Origin of the sequence: uncultured Roseibium sp., from assembly GCF_947499295.1 — a bacterium.
Lineage (GTDB): Bacteria > Pseudomonadota > Alphaproteobacteria > Rhizobiales > Stappiaceae > Roseibium.
Genome location: NZ_CANMNP010000001.1, coordinates 166738 through 193502, shown reverse-complemented (window position 1 = coordinate 193502; position 26765 = coordinate 166738). Strand labels below are relative to the sequence as shown.

Here is a 26765-nt window from a genome sequence, read left to right as displayed (position 1 = left end):
GCCAGAGTGCTCTTTCATTTTGGATTGTTGGGCCTTTGAAGGCTTTGAGATGTTTCGGCATAGCGTTGCCGATAGAGAGCTGCGATCCGGTCTTTGACCTTGGCAAGATCCGGGTGCAGCCGCAGCCTTTCATGGAAGCTCATCCAGGAGTTTCCAAGCCCAAGTGGCTTTGCGTTCAAACGATGCAAATCTTCACTTTCGCCGATCCAGTCCGGTAAGATTCCCATGGCTTCGCCTGTTCGCAGAATGTCCAACAAGGCTCGAGAATTGTTGACGGCATATCTGCTGGGCTTTCCGTCCAATATGTCAGCGAGCAACCGGGAAGAGCGCAGCTTGGCTCTTGCGCCGCAATAACCTGCCCAAACCTGGTTTGACCAGGATGCGGGATCGTAGGCGTCCGCGTGTTTTCTGAGATAGGCGGAAGATGCGTAGGCGTAAAAGCCGCGTTCACCGAGTTTTTGCGCTATCAGGTGCGATTGCGTAGGAGGCAGGTTTCCTACCGCGATATCTGCCGAGTTTCGAGTGAGATCCCAAAAAGTGTCATCTGCATAAAGTTCGATACGGATGTTTCCGAGCCCTTCAACGAGCACCGGGACATGACGGGACAGAAAGTGTTGGCCCCATTCTCCCAAAGTGATCCGGCAAACTTGCTCAACATGTCCGGCTTTTTCAAAATCAACGGCTCGTTTGAAGTCGGCGGCACCACGCGCCATGGACCTTGCAACTTTGATAAGTCGTATGCCGCCTTCCGTCAGCACATAACCTGTTTGCCGTCTGTCAAACAATTGCACGCCGAGACGGTCTTCCAGTCGCGCAATATGCCGCCCAACGGTTGGTTGCGACAAGGCAAGCGTTTCTGCGGCGCGGCTGAGGCTCTCGTTCTCCGCGACTGCCAGAAACACACGAATGGTATCCCAATCGAAATCTATGTCATTCATAAATGAATAATAGCATGCAATTTCATTCAATTACATCGGCTTCGTTGTCTGACATTTTGCCACTGTCGCAAGGGAGGCAGATTATGATTTTCACCTGGCTCGAAACGCTCAAGCGTCAGCAGACCCGGAGACATCGCGCGTCGATTGCGCTGCGTAGCTTCCGTCAGGGTCTATCAGCCCATTTGCAGAAAGATATTGGCTTGAACGACCCCGAAACGCTCAGAAAGCGGCTTGAAAACAGTGCTCACGAGCATGCCGTCAACCGGTTATCGACTTTCAGGTCGACTTGCTGGTTCATCAAAAGGCGGCGGCGTCCTTGAAGACATTGCCGAGTGCAACGAAACCTTCGATGTCGATTTCTTCGGCGCGAGCCGTTGGCCTCAGGCCCGTTTTTTCGATCAGGCTTTCAGCGTTTGGAGCAAGAGGCTTGAGACTGGCACGCAGCATTTTCCGCCTCTGTCCGAATGCGGCCGCAGTTATTCGCTGCAGGGAATTCAGATCGCAGGGTAGAGGACTGCAGTTTGGTGTGAGATGCACAACCGCCGACGTCACCTTTGGTGGAGGTGTAAAAGCTTTGGGACTGATGTCAAAGAGGATACCACCCTTGCAGCGCCAACCTGCCAACACGCCAAGCCGACCATAAGCCTTGGATCCGGGGGCGGCGGCAATCCGTTCTCCCACTTCCTTTTGAAACATCAAAGTCAGTGAAGACCAGAAGGGTGGCCAAGTTTCCGTGGTGATCCAGTTGATCAAGAGTTGAGTGCCGACATTATAGGGCAAATTGGCAGCAATGCGGACCTTGTCGCCTCCGGTTATTGAAACCGGGTCAATTTGAAGTGCGTCCCCTTCAATCACCTCAAGACGCCCGGGATAATGATCGGCAATCTGCGCAAGCGCCGGCAGGCAGCGGTTGTCTTTTTCGATCGCAACAACCTTTTTGGCCCCTGACGCCAGCAGTGCCCTTGTCAGTCCACCAGGGCCGGGACCAATCTCAAGAACCGTGCAGTCCTCAAGACTCCCTGCTGAACGCGCAATTCGTGATGTAAGATTGAGATCGAGCAAAAAGTTCTGACCCAATGACTTCTTGGCATTGAGGCTGTGGTTCGCAATCACCTCACGGAGCGGCGGCAGGTCGTCGATTTGGGCCATCAGGTCCTGTCTGCGGTTTAAAAGCGTTCTGGATTGGCAAGCACTGATGCCATGCGCAGCGAGGCGGCAAAGCTGTCAATCCGCACGGACCCCGTGCCTGCAAGGCTGTAGGCAGTGCCGTGGTCCGGAGACGTCCGTACGAAAGGCAGACCAAGCGTGATATTGACGCTGTCATCAAAGCCAATTGTCTTGGCGGGAACGAGTACCTGATCGTGATACATACCCAGGACACAGTCATAAGTCTTGCGTGCTGCTGCGTGAAACAGGGTGTCCGCAGGATGGGGCCCAGTGGCGGTGATGCCCATGTCTACGAGCTTAGCAATTGCCGGTGCGACCACATCGCGATCTTCCGTTCCCATTGTCGCGTTTTCACCCGCATGTGGATTGAGGCCACAAATCGCCAGATGCGGGTCTGAATAGCCGAACCGGGTCTTGAGGTCACCAGCAGCGATGCGCGCAGTTTCGACGATCAGGTCTATTTCGAGTTTCTCCGGAACGTCTTTCAATGGGATATGAATGGTGACCGGGACCACCATTAGTTCCGGTCCCGCAATCATCATAACAGGATTTGCAGGTTGATCCGGCCAGTGTTTCTTTGCCAGATCACCCAGAAATTCGGTGTGACCGGGAAAACTGAAGCCGGTCTTATAGAGCGCTGCCTTGTTGATCGGGTTGGTAACAACTGCTGCTGCCAGACCATTTGCAGTGTCTTCCACACAGCGCTCGATTGATGTCACGATCGAATGTGCCGTTTCTTCCTGCTCTTCACCGGGCTTGTCTTCAATTGCAGGGCCCGTCTGTACAATTGGAAGGGACTTAGAGAAAGCGTGTCCAGCCTCCGCAGGACTGGCATCGTCCATACGCACATTCAGTCCAAGTCGAGCCGCACGGCTCTCGAAAAGAGCACGGTCACCGCGAACATAGAAGGGTGGCAACTGAAGCGATTTGCGGTTTTTCCAGGCAAGAAGAACCAAATCCGGGCCGATGCCAGCCGGTTCACCCATGCTGACCGCAAGCGGCAGAGGAGTGGGTTTCATATCAGATCAACGATAAATGATTGTCGCGCGGCGACGGACTTCAAGCAGATACCGACGGGACTGACGTTGGCTTTCTTCGCTGCGAATTTCGTTTTCAAGCTTGGTTCTGACGGCAATGTCGGAAGCTATTTCCCGTTTCCCGCAGACCGCAATCATTTCGTAGCCGACAGGAGAGTTGGACGGTTTGGTCAGTTTTCCCGGCTTCAGAGCAGAGATTTCTTCCATGAGGCCTTCCGGCAATTCTGTTTCCAACCTGCGGCCAATGGGTTGTACGACGACTTCGCTGTATTTTCCGAGCAGGGCTCCGGCATTATCGCAGCCGTCGAACGATGCACGGATCTGGTTGCTTTCGCTCTTGCGTTTCGATTTGAATCCACCGGAAGAATTTTTCGGGACTACAACGATGACACGCTTGAGATCATATTCGACAGACGTCCTGCGTTCTTCCTCATCTGTTTTCTGGAGCGCTGCGATGATGTCGGATTCGTCGACTTCGACACGACCGCTGAACTTTCGCCGCAACAACTGATTCCAGGCCAATTGAGCCTTAAGGCGTTTTTTCAGTGTGTCGGGTTGAACACCACCCTGGCGCAGAGCCGAAGACAGCTTCGATGGTGTCATTTTGACACCGCGGGCAATGTTGTTGAATGCACCGTCGACTTCGCTTTGCGTCACTTCGATGCCGACACGATCCGCTTCAGCCAGTTTGATTTGATCATCTACGAGCTCTTCAGAGGCTTGACGCCGAGCGACTGAAGCTGATTTCCGCTGTGTGAGCGTGATCAGGCGCGCACGCTGCGTTATGTCGTAATCGGTAATCGGAACGTCGTTGACGATCACCTTGATAGCCGCGTGAGCCGGCATCGCCAACGGCGCTGCCAGGATCAGACCCAGGCTGAGGAAAATTGGGGCAAGACGAAGTCGCATTGATGAACCATCCGTGCTGGCCTTTGGCCGAACCGAAGTTTTAAGCATTTCGGTGGATTTTAGAAACCACCTGTCGCTTTGTTTTCTAGTGCCATGATGTTTCGCACATCATGGCCTTAATTTCAAAATTTCAGCAAATGTGGTGACAATTCGTGGCGGTAAGATGACCCAACGCATTTGTGATGGTCAAAACTCAACCGTTTCTAGCGGTAAACGTGTATCAGTTAAGAGCACCGCTTGATACTTGTGTATTGCCGATGGTTCTCAACCCGATCCGGAAATAAAGTGTTCTGTTCACTTCATCGCCATCATTCCGGCTGCGGTCTTCAGCGTAGGAAACGGAGAAGGAGAACCCTTCGTCGTCATAGCCGATACCGAATCCATCCTGCACGATATTGCTGTTTTGAAGGTCATAGCGCATTGAGCCGAAAACGCGCCAGTTTTCTTCAAGACGCAGGCTTGCCGATCCGAGCAATTCTTCACGAGGGTCGTCAATGCCGATGTCTGGCTGTGCGTTCAGGAAGGCGTAGGCCATAGACGAAACTACCGGACCGTAGATCGCGCTTGCCTGGGCCTGTACACGGTTGACAGTCAGGTCTTCCTTGTCAAGCCGCGCCTGAGCGCCGACCTTCACGCCATAGCGGGTATCGATGTAGAGACTGCCTACATAGTCAGAGAGGTCTGTCTCTAGGCCGGAATCCTGCGTTGCACCGAGGATGTCGGGTGTCGCATATGAGTTTTCGCCCGCAATATGATAGGACCGGCCGAACAGACCGCTAACATAATAACCGCTATCAAGTTGCAGTTTGTAATTCAGGCCAACATTCAGCCGCGTTCCGCCTTCTGCACGGTCAAAGCCTGAGAATTTGTCGTAGTCGAACAAAGTTGTGGTGTCGAAGACGATGCTTTGCGCATCATCGTTCGGCAATTCACCGATCCGCTGTTCATTCGGACGGGCGACGATCTGGGCGACCGGCTCAAGTATCTGGTTGCCGCCGTTAAAGGTGGCGACAAATGGATAGCGGTATTCCATGCCGACCGCCGGCATGGCGCGTCCGACGAAACTCTCGCCGCTCAGCGCTGTCACATCCGCATCAGGCGAGGCAAGGAAGAACAGGTCGCCGCGCATATAGGCGAACGGTGTAAAGGTCTGCCCCAGGGGGTCAATGAACGTTTTGCGCCAGTTTCCTTTCAAGGAGAGACGCGAGAATGTTCCGTCAACGCCTCGGAATTTGGGCGTTGTACCACCGTCAACCGAAAATGCATCGGTCTCATCGCGCGTCAGCGAGGTGAAGTTCGCAGTGAGTGCCAGTTCACCTGCAAGAACCGGATCGGCGAAAACATAATCATAATCGATCACCGGAAGGACGAGCGGCTGTTTGTCCTGAAGCGAGCTGCCGACAGAGGAGAAGCCATTCGCATTGAACTCACTGTCGGTGTAGTCCTCCTGGGAGATTTGATAGGCATAGCCCCTGACCGTCAGCGCATTGCTGTCCGTTCTGCCTTCCAGATAGATCTCCGAGGTATCACCGTTTCCGCTGAAGCTTGTGAAGGAATAATCCTGGAAGAACTGGCGATCGCTTTTGTAGGTCACGTTCCAGCCTAGCGTCCAATCTTTTGCAAGACTGAAAGAACCCTTCGAATTGATGGCACCGCGCCAGCGTTCGTCAGCACGTGACGTTGTGAAGTTGTTCGGCTGAGCGTGATAAAGACCGGCGCCCGAAAGGCTGATCTGACCTGACGAAAACCGATAGCGTGCCTCGACGTCACCAAAAACACCCTGTTTGGTCAAAGGGGTCAAAATGGTGGTGACATCATAGTTCGGGGCGAGGGCCCAATAGTAGGGAATCGTGACGCCATAGCCGAGCTTGTCGTTAATGACACCTTCGGGCATCAGGAAGCCCGACTTTCTCTTGACCGTCGGATCCGGCATCGACAGGTAAGGCAGATAGGCAATCGGTTGCCCATAGACCTCAAAGGCTGCGTTCTCGAACCGGATCACCTTTTCCTGCTGGTTATGGATGATCTTTTCAGCTCTCACGCGCCAAAGCGGTGGTTTGTTCGGCGGGTTGGTCGGTTTCGTATAGACCGTATAGAGGCCATTATCGATCGTGGTGACATTGCTGCCTTCGCGCCGCGCCTGTTCGGCAATGAAACGCGTGCGCTTGGTCGTGTCGATCTGGAGCGCTTTGGCAAAGCCCTCGGAGAAGTCTTCTGACAACACCATTTCTTCAGTGCGTACAACAGTGCCGTTTGCTTCGATAAAAATGACATTGCCGGCTGCGCGCAGTTGCTGACTTTTGCGATCGAACACAATCTGCTGCGCCTGAACGGTGTTGCCGTCGTAGTAAACTTGCACATTGCCGGTCGCGACGATCAGGTCCCGGTCGAAGTCGTAGGTGATTTCTCTGGATTCAAGCAGAAGGTTCGCATCCGGATTTACGTCGTCGGCGAGGCCGGACACGAGATCCTGTGCTTTGGCGGTATCAGTTCCCGGAAAACAGACGGCAACGGTTATGGCGACTGCGCTTACCGCCGCCAGCAGGTTGCCCTTCTTGGACCAAATCTCTGTGTTCAGGAATGCTGCAAAAGACATCGCTTTAGCCATCTTCCTGATGCAAGAGAATAGTCAACCCCATAAGTACTCCAAATATTCCAGGCGCCCACGCAGCAACAAGCGGCGGGACGATTCCCGCACCTCCAAAGTCTTTCGCAAGCTCGGTTAGAACGTAAAGCACGAACCCGGACAGGATTCCACCCAGAATCATACTTCCCAATCCACCAAACCGCGAAACTTTAAGGGAAACTGCCGCTGCAATCAGAATCATAGCGACAAGAAGAAGCGGGCGAGCGAGCAGAGTCTGGTACTGCAAATTGTACCGATAGGCCGGCAATCCCGCATTTCTTGCCAATTCGATGAAGCGCGGCAAATTCCAGAACGAAATTGATTCGGGTGAGCCGATGCTTTCACGAACCTCGGTGGCGGTCAGGAAGGTGCTGACTTCGTAACGTCCATAAGTCTGCGGATCCTGTTCGGTGGTGTAGACGATTGCATCGCTCAAATACCAGATTTCATCACCAAGACGAGCCTCTTCCGCCTCGATCCGCTCTCTAAATGTGCCGTCCTTGTCAAAGGTGAAAATCGTAACGCCTACGAGGAATGTGCCGCCTTCAAGAAGCTTTTTGGCCAAGAGCACAGACTCTCCGTCAAGCCCGTCCTGGCGGACCCAGACGTCTGAAGAGGTTTGCAAAAGAAAGTTCTGTTCAGAGCCGAAAAGGCCCGTAGCGACTTCATCGGACTTTTGCTGAAACCAGACGGCTGCCGGATTGTAGACCGTGATGGAAAGAATGCCGAGCACGATGCCCACGACAATCGCAGGCATGGAAAACTGCCAGACACTGATACCCGAAGCGCGCGCAACAACCAGTTCAAGCGCGCGGCTCAAAGTCACGAAGGCAGCAATTGCGCCGAACAGAACGGTGAAGGGGATAACCTGTTCAAGCAGGAGCGGCACGCGCAGAAGCGAAATCAAGGCAACCCGCAGGACGGAAAAGCCTTCCCGGTCGCCACCGCGCCGGACCAGTTCCAAAACGTCGAACAGGAAGATCAGAACTGCAGCAAACAGGAAAAGACCAAGAATGGCCTTCAGGAACCTGCCTGAAAAATAGAGTGATAGAGTTTGGCCCAGGATCACGCTGCGCCTCCAGTCCGCCGGCCGTTGAGGCGGTCGCTAAGGCCATCGATCAGATCCTGGATCTTCAGCTGCAGTTTGGTGAGCCATTTCGGTTCTGCCAAACTCCGTTCCCTGAATATCGATACCAAAGCAAGAGCAGCGCCCGTGATCGGCACAACATAGAGCAGCGCTAGAACTGCTGATGAAGCGCCCGCAATTGCCGTGACACCAAATCCAGTTGTTCTGAGCAGCACGCAAGAACAGATGGCACCAAGCACAGCCGCACCGCGACCTTGTCGCGTGGTGCGTGCCTTACCGAGGAATGCGAACACAATCAGACCAAAGGCGATGCAGTAGAGCGGCTGGCTGAAACGTTCGTGCAGTTCCTGGGCCAGCTTATCTGGATTTTTAAGCGCATATGCGTCGTTTCGACCAGGCACCATCAGGTTGGCCGTTGTGCGCTCGCTTGCCTTGAATACCGGTTCGCCAGCTTCCGGAATCAGATTGGATAGATCGAACGCGTATGACTGAAAGCGGACGATGGAAATGTCACCGTCCTGTTTCGGACGCCGCTGAATAGTGCCGTTCTGCATTACCAGAAGGGTCCGCTCGGACGCTTCCACGATCTGCCCCGTTTCGGCCTGGTAGGTAAATGAGGTTTCTTCATCGCGCGTGTCATGAAGAAGAAGGCCATCCAGGGTGCCGTTGCCCGAACGGTTTCGTATGTGGAATGTGAGCCCATCTTCTACGGTAATGAAACGGCCCGGTTTGACGATGTTGGCCACAAGGTCGGCGCGAACACGGGTAATTTCCGTTCTGAGTTGGGCCAGCCCCAGAGGTGCGACGTAGAGCGCCATCGTGCCTGTCAGCGCCATAACAATGACGGAAAAAATCATGACGGGCTTGAGCACAAGAAACCGCGAGCCACCGCTTGCATCGATCACGATCAGTTCACTGTCGCCCGAAAGCGCGTTGAGAACGAGGATCAGCGCGATCATGAGAGCAAAGGGAGCAACGATCACGATCAGGAAGGGCAGGGCCAGCATTGTGATGCCGATAAACTGCACGATGGTCTGGCCTTTGGACGTGACGAGATCCAACTGGCGCAACGCCTGTGTTGCCCAGACAACACCTGTCATGGCCGCAATGGTCAGGGTGAAAGCATAGACCGTCCGGCGGATAATGTACCGTTCAAGCGTCTTCATAGCTGCAGGAGCTTGTCCCTTGTAAAATTGACGATCTTCCAGCCCACGTCCGAATAACACGAAATGTGGTGAACGGCCCATGAAGAAGAATGGTAAATATACATTAATTTTTGCAGCTCTTGCCGAAAAGCTGTTGAAACCCCATGATTTGGAAGGAATTCAGCAATCCAGGGACTAGTCTGCCCCCAGTCAATGGCAACTCAAGATATGCCTCCTAATCAATCAGCAGCAATACCAAATTTTTACAGGACCGTCGCATGAGCAAACTTGCAAAAATCACCTTTACGAAAGCAGCCGCGCCAAAAGGCGGTGTGGCGGTTGTCCTCGCCGGCGAAGATCTGAGCTTCGGACAGATAGCCGGTGAACACCTGTCCGGGCTTGAGGGAGGCTTTTCACGTGTCGCGGAGATAGCCGGCTTTGAAGGGAAGAAAAAAACCACGTTGGATCTTGTCGCTCCAGCCGGCCTCGCCGTTGATCGGCTGATCGTCCTCGGTATCGGCAAACCTGATGACCTGACCCGGGATGATTGGCGTGCATTCGGTGGCACGGTTCTGGCCGGCCTTCGAGCTGCGAAAGCGAGCGCTGCGACCGTACTTTTGGATGCGCCGGAAGACAGTGACCTTACAGCAGATCTGGAAGCTGAGTTTGCCATGGGCGCAAAACTGCGTGCCTATGAGTTCGACGCCTATAAGACCGTCAAAAAAGACGGCGAAAAGACGAAAGACTTGAAGCTTACACTGTCAGTTGCTGATCAGAAGGCCGCCAAAAAAGCCTGGGCGGCGTCCGAAGCAATTGCCGATGGTGTGATCCTCGCCCGTAATCTCGTCAATGAGCCTGCAAACGTGCTTGGGCCGGTGGAATTCGCCAAGAAGGCCCAAGAGCTTGAAAAGCTCGGCGTTGAAGTTGATGTCCTCGGCGAAAAGGAAATGAAAAAGCTGAAGATGGGAGCCCTTCTTGGTGTTGCTCAGGGCTCAGTCCGTCCTCCGCAACTGGCCGTGATGCGCTGGAATGGCGGCAAGAAGGGTGTTGCACCGGTTGCCTTGATCGGGAAGGGCGTTGTTTTCGATACTGGTGGTATTTCGATCAAGCCGGCAGGCGGCATGGAAGATATGAAGGGCGACATGGGCGGAGCTGCTGCTGTCGTCGGTGCGATGCATGCCATTGCAGGCCGGAAAGCCAAGGCAAATGTGATCGGTGTGATCGGTCTTGTTGAGAATATGCCCGATGGCAACGCTCAGCGGCCAGGTGATATCGTTACAGCCATGTCCGGCACCACGATCGAAGTCCTGAACACGGATGCAGAAGGGCGCTTGGTGCTGGCCGATGCGCTTTGGTACACGCAGGAAAAATACAAGCCTTCGATCATGATCGACCTTGCGACACTGACTGGGGCTGTTCTGGTCGCACTGGGCAATCTGAATGCAGGTCTGTTTTCCAACAACGATGAGCTTGCAGACAATCTCTTGGCGGCTGGAAAGGCGAGTGGTGAGTCGCTCTGGCGCCTGCCACTGTCCAAAGGCTACGACAAGATGATCGATACGCCCAATGCGGACGTTAAAAATATTGGCGGCCGCTGGGCAGGCTCTATTACGGCTGCGCAGTTTTTGCAGCGCTTTGCCAATGATGTGCCCTGGGCGCACCTGGACATTGCTGGCACGGCATTTGGCGCTCCAAAAGACGAAATCTGTCAAAGTTGGGCCTCAGGCTACGGTGTTCGGCTTCTGAACCAGCTGGTGGCCGATCACTACGAAAACTGAGCGTGCTGTTTAGAAAAAGAAAAACCCGCCAATCGGCGGGTTTTTTATGTCCCTGGCGTTTGGTTCAGCAGGTCTTGTAGGCCTGACAGGCTGTTGCCGGTTCAACCAAAAGCCCCATTCCAACGGTGGCACCTGCTACAACTGCTACCAACGCAAAAAACACAACTACTCGTGCAAGCATTCACCAAACCCCTATGTGAGCTGGTTCGGGAATACCGTTCACCAGCCAAATAAAAATGATCATTGGATCGTCCCCGGGGACGAACCCTAGTCAATCGACATTTGCGAAGGGTTAATGATACGAGTCTTGTGGCCTGTCTATGCCGGTTTTGTTGTCCTGGCCATTTGAAGGCGCTGCTGTTGCAAGCCTGCATCACTCGCGCGACGGCAATGCCCTGGTTCGCTGGAGCATGAGCCGTGCAATCAATGAGGCGTAGTAGTGGAATGCACGATGAGCGTTGAAGTTGTCTTCTATCACCTATTGCACAAGCCGCTTGAAGTGGCCTTGCCGCAATTGCTTCTGAAATGCCTGGAGCGAGACTGGAAAGTTGTGGTGCAAACCGGAAGCGATGAACGCTGCAACGCACTTGATGCCCATTTGTGGACGTTCACCGACGACAGCTTTCTTCCGCATGGAACGAAGGGTGATGGGAATGCTGAACACCAGCCGATCTATCTGACTTCGGGACAGGACAATCCGAACGAAGCAGATGTTCGTTTCCTGGTCGATAGAGCGGAACCGCCTTCACTGAGCGCCTATAAACGCGCAATCTACATGTTTGACGGCAATGATCAGGAGGCCGTGCAGGAAGCCCGAAACCGTTGGAAAGAAGCCAAGGCAGAGGGTTTTGAAATTGCCTATTGGCAACAAACCCAGGCTGGAGGATGGGAACGTAAAGCTTAGGCGCGCGTTTCTGGTGCTGGCGCGACAACCTTCAAATCAGGCAAGCCTTGCCAAAAGCAAGGGCACCTTTCCGATATGATCGAGCCGATGGTATCGATCATTTCCAAGAGGTGCTTCTGCTTCCTCAAGAGCCCAGGTGACGTGGTAAGGCACATGGACGCCATAGGAGCCTGCTTCCAGTGCCGGCACAACGTCCGATTTCAGAGAGTTGCCGATCATCATGGCCTTCTCGGGACCTGAGCCGTGACGGGCAAAGAGTGTGCGGTAGGTCGCCGCCGATTTTTCCGATACGATTTCGATGGCATCGAAAAAGACATCCAGTCCGGAGGCAGTAACTTTGCGCTCCTGATCGAACAGGTCACCCTTTGTGATCAGCACCAGTCGATATTGGTCTTTCAGTGCCTTCAACGTTTCTTCGACATGAGGCAACGGCTCCAAGGGATGCTTCAGCATATCCCTGCCGGCCTCAAGGATTTCAGAGATCACATCGGCATGGACCCGTCCATTGGTGACTTCGATAGCTGTTTCGATCATGGACAACGTGAAGCCTTTCGCGCCGTAACCATAGTGCAGCACATTGCGTCGTTCGGCAGCCAGTAAGCGGTCGGAGAGGTGGGTCTTTTCGGTAAACTCGGCAAGCAGCGAAGCGAAGCGGTCTTGTGTCAAACGAAAAACGCGTTCGTTGTGCCAAAGCGTGTCGTCGGCGTCAAAGCCGAGCGTGGTGATGCCGGCCATCAGCTTGCTTCCTCAAACTCCGCGGAAAGTTCCAACCAGTCTTCTTCAGTCTTGACCAGCTTTTTTTCGCAGTAGGCACGCTCCTTGGCGAATTTGGCGGCCCGCTCGGGCTCGTTTGCAAAGAATGACGGGTCGGCAAGAGCTTCATCCAGCTTTCCGATTTTGTCCTGCAGCCTTGCCATCTCCTTTTCAGCAGCATCGATTTTCTGCTTGAGCGGTTTCAACTGGCTGCGTTTTTGAGCTGCCTCCCGCCGTTTGTCTTGTGCGGACGCTTTTTCGGCTTCGGAAGCTATTGCCCTGTCTCTGGCTTTCTGTGCTGCCTCCGGGCCCTGCAGAATGAGGCGGCGATAATCATCCATATCACCGTCATAGGGTTCCACCTTGCCGCCGGCGACGAGCCACAGCCGGTCGGCGCAAGCTTCAATCAGGTGTCGGTCGTGACTGATCAGCACCACAGCACCCTGGAAGTCATTCAATGCCATCACCAATGCTTCGCGGCTGTCGATGTCCAGGTGGTTGGTCGGTTCATCGAGAATAAGCAGGTGCGGGCCGTCGAACGTCGCCAGCCCAAGCAGCAGGCGAGCCTTCTCGCCGCCGGACAGGTCCTTGGCCGGTGTGTCCATTCGATCGGTAGGCAATCCGAATCTGGCTACTCTTGCCCGCACTTTAGCCTCGGGAGCGTCCGGCATCAGCGTGCGCACATGCGCGACGGCGTTCTCGGCCGGTTTCAACTCATCCAGCTGATGCTGCGCAAAAAAGGCAATCTTCAGCTTTGAGGCCTTGGCCATGTCACCGGCCATGGCTGCCAGCCGCCCTGAAATCAGTTTCGCAAATGTAGACTTGCCATTGCCGTTCGCACCAAGGAGCGCGATCCTGTCGTCTGTGTCGATGTTCAGCGTCAGATGCTGGAGGATTTTGGTTTCACCATAGCCCGTCGCAACATTTTCAAGTTTGAGGATCGGAGGAGCCAACTGGTTTTCCGGATCAGGAAAATGGATCGGCCTGCCGCTTTCCTCCGTCAAGGCGGCGATGGGCTGCATCTTTTCAAGCATTTTCAGCCGCGATTGGGCCTGCCGTGCCTTGCTTGCCTTGTAGCGGAACCGGTCGACGAACGCCTGCATGTGCTTTCGCTGTGCGTCCTGTTTTTCCTTCGCCTTTTCGGCAAGGATCATGGCCTCGCGCCGCTGACGGTCAAAACTGTCGTAGCCGCCTGAATAAAAGGTCAGCTTGCCGCGGTCCAAGTGCACGATGCTGTCGACTGAATTGTTGAGAAGGTCCCGGTCATGGGAAATCAGGAGAACCTGATGAGGATATCTGGAGACATAATTTTCCAGCCACAAAGTGCCTTCCAGATCGAGATAGTTGGTTGGTTCGTCTAGCAGCAACAAGTCCGGTTCGGAAAATAGAACGGCTGCAAGTGCTACGCGCATACGCCATCCGCCGGAAAAGGATGAGCACGGCCTCAGTTGCGCGTCCGCATCGAAGCCAAGACCGGACAAGATGGCACCAGCGCGTGCTTCTGCTGTGTGTGCACCGATATCCGCGAGCCTGGTATGAATTTCGGCGATCTTTTCCGGCGACGTTTCGATCTCGGCATCTTGGAGCAACTTCGTGCGCTCGGTGTCAGCCGCAAGCACGACTTCCATCAAAGTGTCTTCGGTCCCAGGTGCTTCCTGCGCCACTTGGCCGATCCGGGTTCGCTTGGGAACCTGCACATGGCCTGTCTCGGTGGAAAGGTCTCCGGTAATGATCTTGAAGAGCGTTGATTTGCCCGCGCCATTGCGCCCGACGAGGCCGGTCTTGGCCTTGCCGGGCAGGGTAACGCTGGCCTTGTCGATCAGGAGACGGTCCCCGATCCGGTAAGTTAGATCAGAAATTTGCAACATGGGCCGGATGTTTGGCGAACCTGTGTCCCGGATGCAAGGAGAAAGCGAGCCTCCAGATCAACGATTATCCGCCTGTGGCAGAGATGCACATGGCAAGCAGGCCCAGGCCGATCATTGTTCAAGAAAGTGGACAATTTCCCGGACAATGCGTCGATGTTGCTCTTCCCGCTCGGCTCCACCATTGATGCACACCATTTCATCGCCGGGTTCATGTTCTTTCAAAATGGCAAATCCCGCCGATTTGCAGACGCCCATGAAGTCGAAATGACCGGCATCCTTCAGTTCCACATGACGATGAGAATTCTCCGGCAGTGCTGATGAAAGGGCGCGCGATTCAATAGTCTGATCGAGCATGTCCGCTCTACCGGAACCAAGGACCAGAACGGGCTTGTCGATGGCCGCGAGGCTGCTGCGCGAAAAGACGGGTGTTCCTCCAAGGTCCAGGCTGATGAATTTGGCGATACGTTCGTCTTCGCGCCGCGTTTCCATTTCCTTCTGGTCTCGTTGTGTCTCCGCAACTGACCACCCTTTCAGGACACTGCAGGCAACGGGCGTCGCGTCGTCGGTACAGACTGAACGGTATCGGTCCGTATCGAACTGAGCGCCTGCGAGAAGCATGGTGGTGAAGCCGCCAAGTGAGTGGCCGGCCGCATAGATTCGTTCAGGATCGATGCGTGTCTTGTAGGGGCTGGTTTCAACCAGATAACTGATCAACCGGCTCAGGTCGACGGGACGCTCCCAAAGCTCTCTTGCCTGGTCGGCGTCGCGTTTGAATGTGCTGGTTCCAGGATGATTGACTAAGGCGACAATATAGCCCCGCCGAGCCATCTCTGATGCCAGCCAGGCCTGATTGAATGTATTGCCGTACATTCCGTGGGAAATGACGAGGAGGGGGAAGGTGCCTTCCGCGGGCTCGCCTTCCGGATCAGCATCAGCCATTTGCCAGACTTTGCTTTTGTCTGCGCGCTGAAAGATGCCCGGGGTCCCGGTCGGGTACCAGAGATCGCCTTCGAGCTTGCGATCAACTCGATTGTCTTGAACCACCAACTTGGTGACGCCAGGTCCGAACGGCAGTTGGGATGCCGTTTCGGATTGCGACAAGGCTGGAGTGGTAACCAAAAGCGCAACTGCCGCGAAGGCTGAAGAAAGAAGGCTTTTGACTGTCTTTCGTGGATCGGGTTTGGGCTGGAGCATCTGACTTCCGCTGGTTGATTGCAATAGCAGTCAATTGGCGCTGAACCATACGTGTTGACAATCGGTACGGGGCACGTGTCCTGTCCTTGATCGTGATAAAGGACAGGATCAACGCCGTGAACTGCCGTCTAGGGTTCCCATGATCAGCATTCCCATCTCGTTTTTGCTTGCCAGTGTCTTTCTCGGCCTGGGTGTCCTGGTTTTTTCCCGGAAAGTTCTTCCAATGCGTACCAGGTGCCTTTTCCTTGCGCTTTTTTGCGTGATGTCCCTTGAGGCTGTGCTGGTCGGCCTGCGGTTTGCATTTGCAAACTATTCCTTCCTGCCGCTGCAGCGAGTTCTCCCGGTCTGGATAGCGCCCCTTGTTTTCCTGTCTTTCACCTCGCTGACAGTCTCACCTGCACGGCTTGGCAAGTGGTTTCTGGTTAATGGCGTGATTTCGGTTGGCTTGTCCGTTGCGCTGTTTTTCCCAGTCCCTTTCATCGGTTATATCGATGCAGTGATCGCGGCGAGCTTCAGTGTCTATTCCGTGGCTTTGATACGCCTGTGGAGCCAGGGAAGGGACGTCTTCTCCCAATCTCCGATAGAACTTGGAGCGTTGCTTTCGAAGTTTCTTTTGGCAGCAATCGCCGTGATGATCGCGACGCTAATCATCGATGGACTGATTGCGATCCTTTTTGCCCAAAACAGACCGGACGCGGCGGCTTTGGCGATTTCGTTCGCCAGTCTTTTCTTTTTGATTGCTGCGGTTACGCTGATTGCTGCAAGTACAAAGTGGAAACCGGGACGATCAAAGACGCCCGAATCTTATGCTACCGATGAGGGGAAAAGCCGTGCTCTTGTTGATGAAGCACGCACATTGCATAAGGACCGCGGGTTCGCGAAGGACCCGCAGTTGTCGCTGACACGCCTTGCCAGGCGATTGAGTGTTCCGGAACGGGATCTCTCTCAAGCGGTCAATCGCATACTTGGCATGAATGTAAGTCAGTTCGTCAACAGTATCAGACTGGAAGAAGCTGCCGAACGCTTGAAGGTATCAGATGAGCCTGTGTCCTCCATACTGGAAGAGGTCGGTTTTTTGACGCGCTCCAATTTCTACCGCGAATTTCAAAACCAGTACGGTGAAGCTCCAGGGACTTATCGAAAGAAGGTTCAGTCCGAGCTTTCGAGGTCAGCCCGATCTTCTTCATAGGCAAGATCGGCGAGATAAACGGCCGCAAATCCCGCGACCAACTCGTGACAAAGGATGACTTCCCGGTTGCCCGGATCCCAGAAGGCGTTTTCCTCTTCACAGACATCAGCCCGAAACGTCACTTTTTCAGGGAGTTCGTAGAGGCTGTCGAGTTCCTTTGCGACCCTCTCCATCAACTCGGTTTCTTTCAGAAAAAGCGCAAACGGCTTCAATTCATCAGGGGCCTTTTCATGAACGACCGAGATTTTACCGCCGGGGCCTGCATTTTCGACGCGCCAAAATGGTTCGGTCGAATACTCCCAGGAATCGGCAACTTGTTCATATTCGTCGACGCAGGTTTCAACACGGTCTTCAGGCATACCAAGATCGTTGGCGAGTTCCAGGAACGTTTCTTCATCCGCTCCAACCATTAGGCAAAGCATCTGATAGCCACGCTGAACGTTGAGATCGTGTTCATCGTAGAAAACCATGCTCTCAACATCTTGCTCCGCGATCATAAACCAACCGACCATCGCACTTATCAGCAAAATGTCGGTGTCTTCGGTGTCGTCCGCCAGCATGGAGACCGTGGCGAGATTGTCGACCGCGTTCTCTTCCTGCGCAAGAACGGGCAGCTCGAGTTCGGAAACGAGCATGTGACCACCCTCGTGGTACAGCGTATGAAGGACATTGCCCGCTACGAAGACGAACAATTCTTCCCGATCCTCGGGGGAAAGGGCTGCAATTTCCTGTTCAAGGGAGCTAGCGGCCACATCGCTGACACTTTGGGGAGCGGGGACATCTCCCAGGAATACACCGAAACCGAAGGCGGCAATGGCAGTGCTCAAAAGGGAAGGCAGGGCAGCGGCCGCTGATGCGATGAATGACATTCTAAGATAGCCTTTGCCGGGTCCCTGGACAGCCGTTGATTTCCTTGAACTGCGCAGAATAAGCTTGAACAAAGTGCTTTTCCAGCGTCTTTCGCGCTGCGGCAAGTGTTTGACTTGGAAATGTCATACACCCGCCCCCTTGCGGGCGAGGCAGCGCGCCGTTATTAAGGCCGCGAAATTCAGATATTCGGGACCTGGCATTTTGCCGGTCTGTAATTGAACAAGAAAGACGACACAATGGCGATTGAACGCACGTTTTCCATGATCAAACCGGACGCCACCAAGCGCAACCTGACCGGTGCCATCACCGCCAAGCTGGAAGAAGCTGGCCTGCGTGTGGTTGCTTCCCGTCGCGTCTGGATGTCCCTGCGCGAAGCTGAGGCCTTCTACGCCGTTCACAAAGAGCGTCCCTTCTTTGGTGAATTGACAGAGTTCATGTCGTCCGGCCCGACCGTTGTTCAGGTTCTTGAAGGTGAAGGCGCAATTGCGAAGAACCGTGAAGTCATGGGTGCGACCAACCCTGCTGAAGCAGCCGAAGGCACCATCCGCAAGGAATTTGCGCTTTCCATCGGCGAAAACTCCGTACACGGTTCTGACGCACCTGAAACAGCTGCTGAGGAAATTGCCTACTGGTTTTCCGGCACTGAAATTGTTGGCTGAACAGACCGATAAATCTCGTTGAGATTTGAAAGGGCCGGCTCTTTGAGCCGGTCCTTTTTTACGTCTGCCAGGGCATTTGATACATCCCGTTACACATTCTTACGAAGTGAAGACAGCGTTCAAAGCACGAATGACTCATAGTTGTCCTGTCTGGGCGACAACTTGGAGACAAACATGCGACTATGTCTTGCGTTGGCCGTTGTGCTGATAACCGTGCCAGCAACCGCCCATGACAGCACCGAGCCGCTTCACGGTGAAGAAGCAGTTGAACACACCCACATTGGCGATGAGATCTGGGACCTGCTGTTGCCTGAAGCTGAAGCGCAGGCGGACATCACGATCGACGGTGCCTATCGGCACATTCGTGCGAACGGTTATCCTGACAAAGCTCCAGGCCAGTTTCCCAATCGCAACAATCCGCATTCGATTTCAAAAAAGAATTACAATCTGAAAATTCCTGCCAAACCGCATGCGACGGGAAAGGCAACGTCTGCTCAGGGAGCTGTCTTCGGCATTGCCATCAACGGTGTTGTTATGGATCCGGGCACAGCAGAATATTGGCAAAATGATCGGAACTCGGGTTGGAATTATGAAGCGCTGGGCGGCGCGTGCAAGCTTGGCCTGGATCGTTACAACGCGCATGTTCAACCCAACGGGACATACCACTACCACGGCATACCGACTGGTGTATTGGCTGCCAATGGCGGTGACACTGTTCCGGCCATGATCGGTTACGCTGCGGATGGTTTTCCGATCTACGGGCCATTTGGATATTCTGATCCCGGTGAAAAATCTGCAGTTCGCAAATTGAAGTCCAGCTATCGTATTAAAAACGGATCAAGACCGGACGGTCCGGGCGGGCGTCACAATGGCAAATTTACGCAGGATTGGGCGTTTGTATCAGGTTCAGGCGACCTCGATCAGTGCAACGGGCGATTTGCGATGACGCCGGAATACCCGGAAGGTATCTACCACTATGTCCTCACGGACGAATTTCCATTTATTCCCCGCTGCTGGATGGGAACACCTGATGGCAGTTTCTTGCGCCTGAAAGGGCGGCGCGGTGATGTGGATACGCAAGGGCTGGAGTCGACGGTCGATTTTGCAGCGATGATTGACAATTCCGACGCGGCGTTGACGCTTATTCAGGCTCAGGGCGGACATCCGCCCCGATTGCGCCGTGGTGGACGAACGTCACCTCCCGGTCTCGGCCCGCGGCAAGGGCGGGGGCCGCGCCAGGGCGGAATGCCACCACCAGGTGGGCAGCCCGGTGGCAGGGGACCTTGCAGCGGCAGCTGATCAGAAGGGCTTCGATTCCAGGAAGAGGCGCTTGACGGCGCCTCTTTTTGTTTTTCATAAGGCTAATTCGCCTTTGCGAAACCTGCGCTCCAAATGGGTCGATATGAACCAGCAACCACCCAAAAGCACTTACTCCGTCTGTCCGCACGATTGCCCGTCAACATGTGCACTGGACGTTCATTTTTCTCCGCATGGCGATGTGCGAAGACTGAACGGCGCCAGAGACAACGCCTATACGGCGGGTGTAATCTGCGCCAAGGTCGCCCGTTATGCAGAGCGGCTTTATCATCCAGAGCGCCTGACCAAACCATTGCTGCGCGTCGGCAAGAAGGGGGAAGGCCGTTTTACGGAAGTGTCCTGGGAAGAAGCGCTTGATCTGACGGCCGAACGGTTTCTCAAGGCAGAAGCCGAGTTCGGAGCACAAAGTGTCTGGCCGTATCATTATGCGGGCACCATGGGCCTGGTTCAGCGGGACAGTATTCATCGCCTCCGGCACGCAAAAGGGTATTCACGCCAATTCGACACCTTCTGCACCAACATGGCCTGGACGGGATATCTTGCCGGAACCGGTCGTCTGGCCGGACCGGATCCTCGCGAGATGGCCGTGTCTGATCAGGTTGTCATCTGGGGGACGAACCCGGTCGCCACGCAGGTTAACGTGATGACCCACGCCATAGCTGCTCGTAAGAAACGTGGGGCGCGCATCGTTGTTGTGGACGTCTATGAGACGGAAACGATGAAGCAGGCGGACTTGGGTTTGATCCTGAAGCCCGGAACAGATGCGGCGTTGGCTTGCGCAATTATGCATGTGCTCTTTCGCGATGGCCTTGCCGATCGGGCATATCTGGAAAAATACACTGACTGTCCGGACGAACTGGAAGCACATCTCAAAGACAGACCACCGGAATGGGCGGCCGGCATCACGGGTCTCAAAACAGCGCAGATCGAAGAAGTCGCCCAACTGATTGGACAGGTGAAAAGAACCTACTTTCGCCTTGGTTACGGCTTTACCCGCTCGCGGAACGGCGTTGTTGGAATGCATGCCGCATGCTCGATTGCATCGGTGACGGGTGCCTGGCAGCTGGAAGGCGGCGGCGCTTTTCACAACAACGGCGCAATTTATGAGCTCAACAAGGAAATGATCGAAGCCGGGTCATTGAAGGATCCTTCGGTTCGCGTGCTCGACCAAAGCCTGATCGGTCGTATTCTGACGGGCGATCAAGACGCGCTGCAAGGTGGCCCGCCTGTCAAGGCCATGCTTGTTCAAAACACAAACCCGGTGTCGGTGGCACCTGAACAGGAACTGGTGAAGCAAGGCTTCGCGCGCGAAGATCTGTTCACCGTCGTTCACGAGCAGTTTTTGACCGAAACAGCCCGGATGGCGGATATCGTCCTGCCGGCCACACAGTTTCTGGAACATGATGATATCTATAAAGGCGGTGGCCATCAGTATCTCATGTTTGGTCCGAAGGCGGTTGAACCGCCCGCGGGATCAAGAGAAAATCTCTTTGTTATCAGCGAGATCGCAAAGCGCGTTGACTCAAAACCTCATGTCGGCTTCGACATGAGCGCACGCGACCATATTGACTGGATGCTGCAGCAGTCAGGCTACGGCACCTTGAATGAACTTGAAGCTGGAAAGTGGCGGGACTTGCAGCCGGATTTTGAAACCGCTCATTATCTGAACGGGTTTGCGTATGCGGACGGAAAGTTCCGTTTCAAACCCGATTGGGGCCGATTTGCAGCACCGAACAAACCGGATGGGGACACGGTTTTCGGTCCGGTGGCAGAAATGCCTGTATTGCCTGATCAGTGGGACATCATCGAGCGAGCCGATGAAGAACATCCTTTGCGTCTTGTGACCGCTCCGGCAAGGTCTTTCCTGAATTCGACCTTCAACGAAACCGACAGTTCGCGCAAAAAAGAAGGGCGGCCGGAAGTCTGGCTAAGACCGGACGACGCAGCAAGGTTCGGGATCGAGGATGGCGCTAAGGTGAAGACGGGAAATCGCCGAGGTGAGGTTATGCTTCACGCCCGCCTGAAAGACAGCATTGCACCCGGCACAATTGTCTCGGAAGGTCTTTGGCCCAACGATGCCTTTGAAGACGGCAGAGGCATTAACACACTGACCAGTGCAGACCCGGTCGCCCCCTATGGCGGAGCAGCCTTTCACGACACGGCGGTCTGGGTGAAGGTGGCCTAAAAGAAAAGCGGCGCATCGATCTCGCGATGGCGCCGCCCTCTTGCAAAAAGCCGAACCCAAGTCAGGTTTGGGGCTCCCGGTATTCAGGTCTGGCTTTCTGAACTCGTGGTTTCCGGCGTCACAAGCCTGCCTTCTTCAGCTTTGTAGAAGTACTGGCTGGCGACCAGCCACCCTTTCAACGGCCGCAAAATGGGTATGCAGGTCAAAAGGATCAGGGGCAGGGTGGTCACAAGGTGAACCCAATAGGGGGCGGTAAAGGCGATTTCCAGCCAGATGGCAAAGGCAACAGCCGGAACGCAGCCAAAGCAGATGACAAAGAATGCCGGGCCATCGGCCGGGTCCGCGAAACTGTAGTCAAGGCCACAATGCGTACAGCCACTTTTCAGCTTCAGGAAGCCGTCGAAAATGCTGCCTTCGCCGCATCGCGGGCATCTGCCCCTGATGCCGGTCTGGATCGGGGGAAGTTTTGGCCAACTTTCTGACGTGCTCATCGGGTGCTCTTTCTGCAGGTGCATCCTTGTGCGTATCTGTCCTGCGACTAAAACCAGTCACTTTGCAATTTTGACTGCAAGTGAATGCAGTCAAAGATATGCCAATTTTTTACGATTGCAAGAAGTTTGCCTGCGACGGATTGCCATGGGAGGCGAGTTAGAAATAGGTCGCGACGTCTTGGGGCGCATTAGACAGCGTTTCGGCAATGACGCTGAGTGCGGTATCGACTTGTGAACGCTTGTGCGGACCGCCCAGGCAAAGCCGCACAGCTTCAGGCGACTGGCCCGATACAACGAAGGCATCGCTCTCTGCCAGCCCGATCGACTGGTTTCTGACCTGGCTTACAAAGGCGGTGGAGGTCCAGCCATTGCCGAGTTGCAGCCATAAGTGAAACCCGTCCGGGTCGGCTCGGAAGGTCTGGTCTTTCAGATGTTGCGCAGCAAGTTTCTGGCGGGCCGCGCTCTCGTTGCGGATATGCCAAAGCATATCATTGGCAGTGCCGTCTTCGATCCAGCGGCTCGCAAGTGCCATCATGATTGGTGAGACCATAACGCTTTGTGAGCGCAGGACCCGCGCCAAGCGCATAGACGCGTTTCGCTCCGGTGCAACAACATGGGCAAGGCGAAGGCCGGCGCCGACGCATTTGGAAAGAGAACCGACATACCATGTCGTCTCCGGAGCAAGCACTGCAAAGGGTTGCGGCTTTGTTTGGCAAAGTTGACCGTAAGCATCGTCTTCAAGAATGGGGACACCATGCCGTGCAGAAATCTCAGCAAGCTCCTTCCGCCGTTGCAGCGACAGGGTGCGTGTTGTCGGATTGTGAAGTGTCGGGTTGAGATAAAGCGCTTTGATCATTCTGTCTTTGCATGCAGCTTCAAAGGCTGCGGGATCCAGCCCATGATCATCTTCTTCAAGCCCCATGAGGCCAAGATTGAGCTGGCTGCAAAGCGAGCGGATGCCAGGGTAAGTCAGGGCTTCACACGCGATCATGTCGCCCGGTGATGCGAGCACGGACAAGATGCCTGCGAGCGCCGCCTGTGCACCGGATGCGAACTGAACTCGGTCCGCTGCCGGTCTCAGTCCGACACCTTTGAGCCAGCGCAACGCCATCTCCCGATCAGGACCGTCTGTGGGAAAGGTCTGGTAGCGCAACAAGGACAAAAGATCTTGTGATAAGGCTTCAGTGCCGGCGCGCATGCGGTCCATCAGGGCCTCATCATCGGGTTCCGGCGGCAGGTTCATTGAAAAGTCAGCCGGGCCGTTACGGCGCGTGTCCGACTTTACCTGCTTTGGATGCTCTTTACTTCCGGGATCCGTGACATAGGTGCCGCTTCCGACTTGAGAAGCCAGAAGACCACGCCGCTGTGCTTCTGCATATCCCCTGGCCACGGTGGTGAAATCAAGCCCAAGTTCACCTGCGAGCCGGCGCTGCGCCGGCAACCGGTCTCCCGGTGTCAGCCGGCCCGCGGCAAGATCGGCTGCAATAGCGTCTGCAATGGCCATGTAGCGTGGTGTGTTTGTCGTCGAAAGGTCTGGAATCCAGCTTGTCACGGTCGTGTACTTTTCAAATGACTGTATATTGACTGTATATACGATCCGATAAATGTAGTCATTCGGTAAATGGACTTTCCTCAGTGTTTTGCGCCTGGGCTTCGATCGGCAATCATGAATGTATTCCGAGCGCGCTCAACTTGATCACCTCAACCGGTGCGCCTAGGCTTGTAGCGTGAGGTATCGACAGGTGAGGAACTGACCATGATCTGTGGACGTAGACATGTATTGACCGCATCGCTGGCCGCCCTGTTTCTCAGGCCAAAAGACGTGTCAGCCTCAAGCCGGGAAATTAAAGTGACGTCGGCAGGCGACCTCACGACTGAGGCAAGGGATCGCCACGAGCATTACATGCAAATGGCTATAGACGCTCTGGGCGGCGGAGCGCCTTTCGGCGCTGTCATTGTCGATGAGGAAAGCGGTGAGGTGATGTGTCAGGGCGTAAACCGGGGTAGAGTCAACCGGATATATCACGGCGAAATGGACGCCATGATCAACTGCTCGAACCAGCATCCGGACATAGACTGGTCCAAGTTGGCGCTCTATACGACCGGTGAACCTTGCCCGATGTGCATGAGCGCAATCGTGTGGAACCGCATTCCCAAAGTGGTCTATGCGACATCGATCAGGAAACTGAAAAACATCGGCCTGAACCAGATTGGTCTAGAATCCCCGACGGTTGCCGGTGCAGCGCCGTTTTACAGCGGTGAAATCATCAGCGGTGTTCTGGAAGACCGCACCAACGCGATGTTCGAAAAATGGTGGGCAGCACGACAGGCGCGTTTTCAAAGTGAGCAGAAAACGGCCAATTGAAGAATTAAGGTTCGACACTTTCGATCCTTGGCGAAAGGATCAGGTACGGTCCATCACTTCGACGGACAAAACCGTCGGCAAATGCCTTGCGATTTCCTGCCAGCTCTCACCTTCATCAAGGCTAGCAAAGATCGAGCCTGTATTCGTGCCAAAATAGAGACCGGCCGGATCTCTGTCGTCAACTGCCATGGCTTGTCTGAGAACGGTGAAGAAGCATGCCTCTTGAGGCAATCCCTGACGCTTTGCTTGCCAGCTCTTGCCACCATCCATGGACTTCCAGACGGCAGCAGCCGCATCGGGTGGATAGCGGCCACCGGCGTCGCTATTGAGCGGCAATGTCCAGATTGTGTCGGGATCGCGTGGATGAACGCGGATCGGAAAGCCAAAGGTGGAGGGCAGACCTTCGTTGATATCGTCCCAGCTGCGCCCACCGTCGGATGTCCGCCACACGCCGTGGTGGTTTTGCTGATAAAGCACATCGCCGCTGCCAGGGGCCAGCATCATGTTATGCACGCAGTGTCCAGTTTCCCCGTCGCGCGGCGCGGCCGGGTGAGGGTGGTCCTCACAGTTGGCTGCGTTCGACAACCTGTTTCTGCGCTCCCAGGTCCTGCCGCCATTTTCGCTGGCAAAGACACCAGCAGCGGAAATCCCGATCCAGAGCTTTCGCGGATCCGCTGGATCGGAAACGATCGTGTGCAGTACAAGTCCAGCGGCACCGGGCGACCAGTCCTTCGCGGACGGGTGGTTCGATAGACCCTCGAGATGCTCAAAACTGTCGCCATCATCCGTACTTCTGAGGAGCCTTGCGGGCTTGGTTCCTGCATAGAGCACGCCATGTGCGAAACCCAGCGACCAGATCTGGGTAAAATCTTCTTCGAATGGGGCGCTTTGTGGTGTCCAGTTGAAGAACTGCGCCGTATCCGGGTCGTTTGCCGCCCACTCGTCTACCGTGCCCTTCGTCAGCTTGGTACAGGACCACGTTTCACCCCCGTCCTGTGACTTCCAAACACCAGCTCCGGTCCAGTCTCCTCCACCGCCTGCCCAGATAGTACCGGTATCCGCCCGGCCGACCACATGGTTGATGGGCCAGCCATCGCAATAGGGGCCTTTGACCGACCAGCCGGATCTGGCCGAGCCCCCGTTCAATAGAAACGCCCCCTTTGTTGTCCCAACCAGAACAGTCAATTCGTTCGTCGTCATCGCGCGACCTCCCTGGTTTATAGGCAATCTTACCACGCAAAGGACGTGAATTGGGCGCGTGGAGCGGAGAAGAAGACAGATATCTCAAAAGTGGTGAAGTGAAAAAGATAAACAATAAATTGCAGAAGAATGACCTCAAGTGTTAAATGGCCAGGCAAAACTGATTTCACCTCAAAGGTGCATCGGTGGTTTTTTGGAGGGGCAAATGCGCAAGACAGTTTCTATGATCGACCGGACCGCCATCAGTGGCTATCCGACATATTGTGACGGGTATGCCCGCCCGGGAAACAGCGGCAATGGGTATGTCTCGGTTGTAAAGGTCGCTACAGGCGTCGTTGAAAAAACAGACGATTTTCTTCTGGACGGGATCGTCGCTTATGATCGCGCCGAGGCCAATGATGCCTATATCGGCCAGATCAACATGGAAACTGCATCCTCGTTTTGCGGCATTGCGGGCAATGTCTGGGGGTATGACCTTGCATATAATTCAGCCATCGACACGCTTCAGCCGATGTTCAATGCGCAGCAATATGACGGATCTGACCTGCCGGTCTACAATGCCGGCCCTCTGATTGACGCTGGAATTGCACTCTTCGGCACCGAGCAATCAAGGCGCTTTCCACCAGCGCCAGGTGCGCATGTGATCTGTGCCAACAAAAGCACAACCAACCTTCGTCCGAGGGCCGGTGTGCCAGACCCGGCCAAAGGCGAAGCCTACGGCGTCTGGTGTTACATCGCGTTGTCGATTACGCGAGACAGAGAGAATTCCGCTGATCTTTTCATCGAAGACGCCGGAACTTGGACAGAAAATGACAATCCTCAGGATCTTCAAGCCTTTCTTGATCAGCACCAGAGGTCGGTCGCCTGGAGCATCGTAGCCTGCGGCAAGGACCAGTCAGTGCTCTATGATCGGACCTTCATGGCCTATGCCTACACAATCATGGAGCCAGGTTTTGTCGGCACGGCTCTGACGGTTGCTCCTTATGTGACACTTGCCCAGAGAGCTGTGCCTCAGGCGGGCTTTAACGCCCTCTACGACGTGACGCTTTCCGAGTGGGAGCGCTCTGTTGGCTGAAAAAGATG

Annotated in this window: 22 protein-coding genes; 8 read left to right on the top strand and 14 right to left on the bottom strand. The window is 54.8% G+C overall.

Annotation, left to right across the window (positions count from 1 at the left end; all coding sequences use genetic code 11):
- Window positions 1-14: 14 nt before the first annotated feature.
- From Q0835_RS00875 to lptF, 7 genes are all read right to left on the bottom strand, one after another.
- Window positions 15-938, bottom strand: coding sequence for a LysR family transcriptional regulator (locus Q0835_RS00875; protein WP_298957857.1), 924 nt, complete (start codon window positions 936-938; stop codon window positions 15-17).
- Window positions 939-1235: 297 nt separating this feature from the next.
- The gene (gene rsmA / locus Q0835_RS00870; protein ID WP_298957855.1) at window positions 1236-2087 is read right to left on the bottom strand and encodes a 16S rRNA (adenine(1518)-N(6)/adenine(1519)-N(6))-dimethyltransferase RsmA; all 852 of its coding nucleotides are present in this window, start codon (window positions 2085-2087) and stop codon (window positions 1236-1238) included.
- A gap of 17 nt (window positions 2088-2104) precedes the next feature.
- A complete protein-coding gene (gene pdxA / locus Q0835_RS00865; RefSeq protein WP_298957853.1) occupies window positions 2105-3124 on the bottom strand; it encodes a 4-hydroxythreonine-4-phosphate dehydrogenase PdxA in 1020 nt (339 codons plus the stop codon).
- Between the two features lie 6 nt (window positions 3125-3130).
- Window positions 3131-4051 carry a peptidylprolyl isomerase gene (locus Q0835_RS00860; RefSeq protein WP_298814411.1) on the bottom strand — a complete coding sequence of 307 codons (921 nt, stop codon included), beginning with the start codon at window positions 4049-4051 and terminating at the stop codon, window positions 3131-3133.
- Window positions 4052-4271: 220 nt separating this feature from the next.
- Window positions 4272-6647 (bottom strand): LPS-assembly protein LptD, encoded by a 2376-nt coding sequence (locus Q0835_RS00855; RefSeq protein ID WP_298957851.1) that lies wholly within the window; start codon window positions 6645-6647, stop codon window positions 4272-4274.
- A 4-nt stretch (window positions 6648-6651) separates the two neighbouring features.
- Entirely contained in the window at window positions 6652-7746 is a 1095-nt protein-coding gene (gene lptG, locus Q0835_RS00850; protein ID WP_298957849.1) for an LPS export ABC transporter permease LptG, read from the bottom strand.
- Entirely contained in the window at window positions 7743-8930 is a 1188-nt protein-coding gene (lptF, locus tag Q0835_RS00845; protein WP_298814400.1) for an LPS export ABC transporter permease LptF, read from the bottom strand. Before lptF ends, lptG begins: the two co-directional genes overlap by 4 nt.
- Window positions 8931-9187: 257 nt before the next feature.
- On the opposite strand from lptF, the gene Q0835_RS00840 reads away from it, so the two are divergent.
- Window positions 9188-10687 (top strand): leucyl aminopeptidase, encoded by a 1500-nt coding sequence (locus Q0835_RS00840; RefSeq protein ID WP_298957847.1) that lies wholly within the window; start codon window positions 9188-9190, stop codon window positions 10685-10687.
- Window positions 10688-11138: 451 nt separating this feature from the next.
- Window positions 11139-11591 carry a DNA polymerase III subunit chi gene (locus tag Q0835_RS00835; protein WP_298814395.1) on the top strand — a complete coding sequence of 151 codons (453 nt, stop codon included), beginning with the start codon at window positions 11139-11141 and terminating at the stop codon, window positions 11589-11591.
- Window positions 11592-11627: 36 nt separating this feature from the next.
- On the opposite strand, the gene Q0835_RS00830 is transcribed toward Q0835_RS00835, so the two are convergent.
- From Q0835_RS00830 to Q0835_RS00820, 3 genes are all read right to left on the bottom strand, one after another.
- Window positions 11628-12326 (bottom strand): HAD family hydrolase, encoded by a 699-nt coding sequence (locus tag Q0835_RS00830; RefSeq protein ID WP_298957845.1) that lies wholly within the window; start codon window positions 12324-12326, stop codon window positions 11628-11630.
- Window positions 12326-14212 carry an ABC-F family ATP-binding cassette domain-containing protein gene (locus Q0835_RS00825; RefSeq protein ID WP_298957844.1) on the bottom strand — a complete coding sequence of 629 codons (1887 nt, stop codon included), beginning with the start codon at window positions 14210-14212 and terminating at the stop codon, window positions 12326-12328. The genes Q0835_RS00830 and Q0835_RS00825 overlap by 1 nt, the downstream gene beginning before the upstream one ends.
- Before the next feature lie 111 nt (window positions 14213-14323).
- Entirely contained in the window at window positions 14324-15406 is a 1083-nt protein-coding gene (locus Q0835_RS00820) for a prolyl oligopeptidase family serine peptidase (protein WP_298957842.1), read from the bottom strand.
- A gap of 139 nt (window positions 15407-15545) precedes the next feature.
- Between Q0835_RS00820 and Q0835_RS00815 the strand changes: the two genes are divergently transcribed.
- Entirely contained in the window at window positions 15546-16595 is a 1050-nt protein-coding gene (locus tag Q0835_RS00815) for a helix-turn-helix domain-containing protein (RefSeq protein ID WP_298957841.1), read from the top strand.
- Here the strand turns inward: Q0835_RS00815 and Q0835_RS00810 are convergent.
- Entirely contained in the window at window positions 16556-17464 is a 909-nt protein-coding gene (locus tag Q0835_RS00810; protein ID WP_298957839.1) for a DUF4344 domain-containing metallopeptidase, read from the bottom strand. The two genes, Q0835_RS00815 and Q0835_RS00810, sit on opposite strands and share 40 nt — an antisense overlap.
- A gap of 237 nt (window positions 17465-17701) precedes the next feature.
- On the opposite strand from Q0835_RS00810, the gene ndk reads away from it, so the two are divergent.
- The 3 genes from ndk (at window position 17702) to Q0835_RS00795 (ending at window position 21626) form a co-directional block, all read left to right on the top strand.
- On the top strand, window positions 17702-18124 hold the full coding sequence (ndk, locus tag Q0835_RS00805) for a nucleoside-diphosphate kinase (RefSeq protein ID WP_152502235.1): 423 nt from the start codon (window positions 17702-17704) through the stop codon (window positions 18122-18124).
- 174 nt (window positions 18125-18298) lie between these two features.
- The gene (locus Q0835_RS00800) at window positions 18299-19423 is read left to right on the top strand and encodes a YHYH protein (RefSeq protein ID WP_298957837.1); all 1125 of its coding nucleotides are present in this window, start codon (window positions 18299-18301) and stop codon (window positions 19421-19423) included.
- A 103-nt stretch (window positions 19424-19526) separates the two neighbouring features.
- On the top strand, window positions 19527-21626 hold the full coding sequence (locus Q0835_RS00795; protein WP_298957835.1) for a molybdopterin oxidoreductase family protein: 2100 nt from the start codon (window positions 19527-19529) through the stop codon (window positions 21624-21626).
- 83 nt (window positions 21627-21709) lie between these two features.
- Here the strand turns inward: Q0835_RS00795 and Q0835_RS00790 are convergent, their stop codons facing one another.
- Both Q0835_RS00790 and Q0835_RS00785 read right to left on the bottom strand, forming a co-directional pair.
- Entirely contained in the window at window positions 21710-22117 is a 408-nt protein-coding gene (locus Q0835_RS00790; RefSeq protein WP_298814376.1) for a DUF983 domain-containing protein, read from the bottom strand.
- Between the two features lie 157 nt (window positions 22118-22274).
- Window positions 22275-23669 carry a PLP-dependent aminotransferase family protein gene (locus Q0835_RS00785; protein ID WP_298957833.1) on the bottom strand — a complete coding sequence of 465 codons (1395 nt, stop codon included), beginning with the start codon at window positions 23667-23669 and terminating at the stop codon, window positions 22275-22277.
- Window positions 23670-23873: 204 nt separating this feature from the next.
- Between Q0835_RS00785 and Q0835_RS00780 the strand changes: the two genes are divergently transcribed.
- The gene (locus tag Q0835_RS00780; protein ID WP_298957831.1) at window positions 23874-24482 is read left to right on the top strand and encodes a nucleoside deaminase; all 609 of its coding nucleotides are present in this window, start codon (window positions 23874-23876) and stop codon (window positions 24480-24482) included.
- Window positions 24483-24521: 39 nt separating this feature from the next.
- On the opposite strand, the gene Q0835_RS00775 is transcribed toward Q0835_RS00780, so the two are convergent.
- Window positions 24522-25682, bottom strand: coding sequence for a sialidase family protein (locus Q0835_RS00775; protein WP_298957829.1), 1161 nt, complete (start codon window positions 25680-25682; stop codon window positions 24522-24524).
- Window positions 25683-25887: 205 nt separating this feature from the next.
- On the opposite strand from Q0835_RS00775, the gene hdcA reads away from it, so the two are divergent.
- Entirely contained in the window at window positions 25888-26757 is an 870-nt protein-coding gene (gene hdcA, locus Q0835_RS00770; protein WP_298814368.1) for a histidine decarboxylase, pyruvoyl type, read from the top strand.
- Window positions 26758-26765 lie beyond the last annotated feature (8 nt).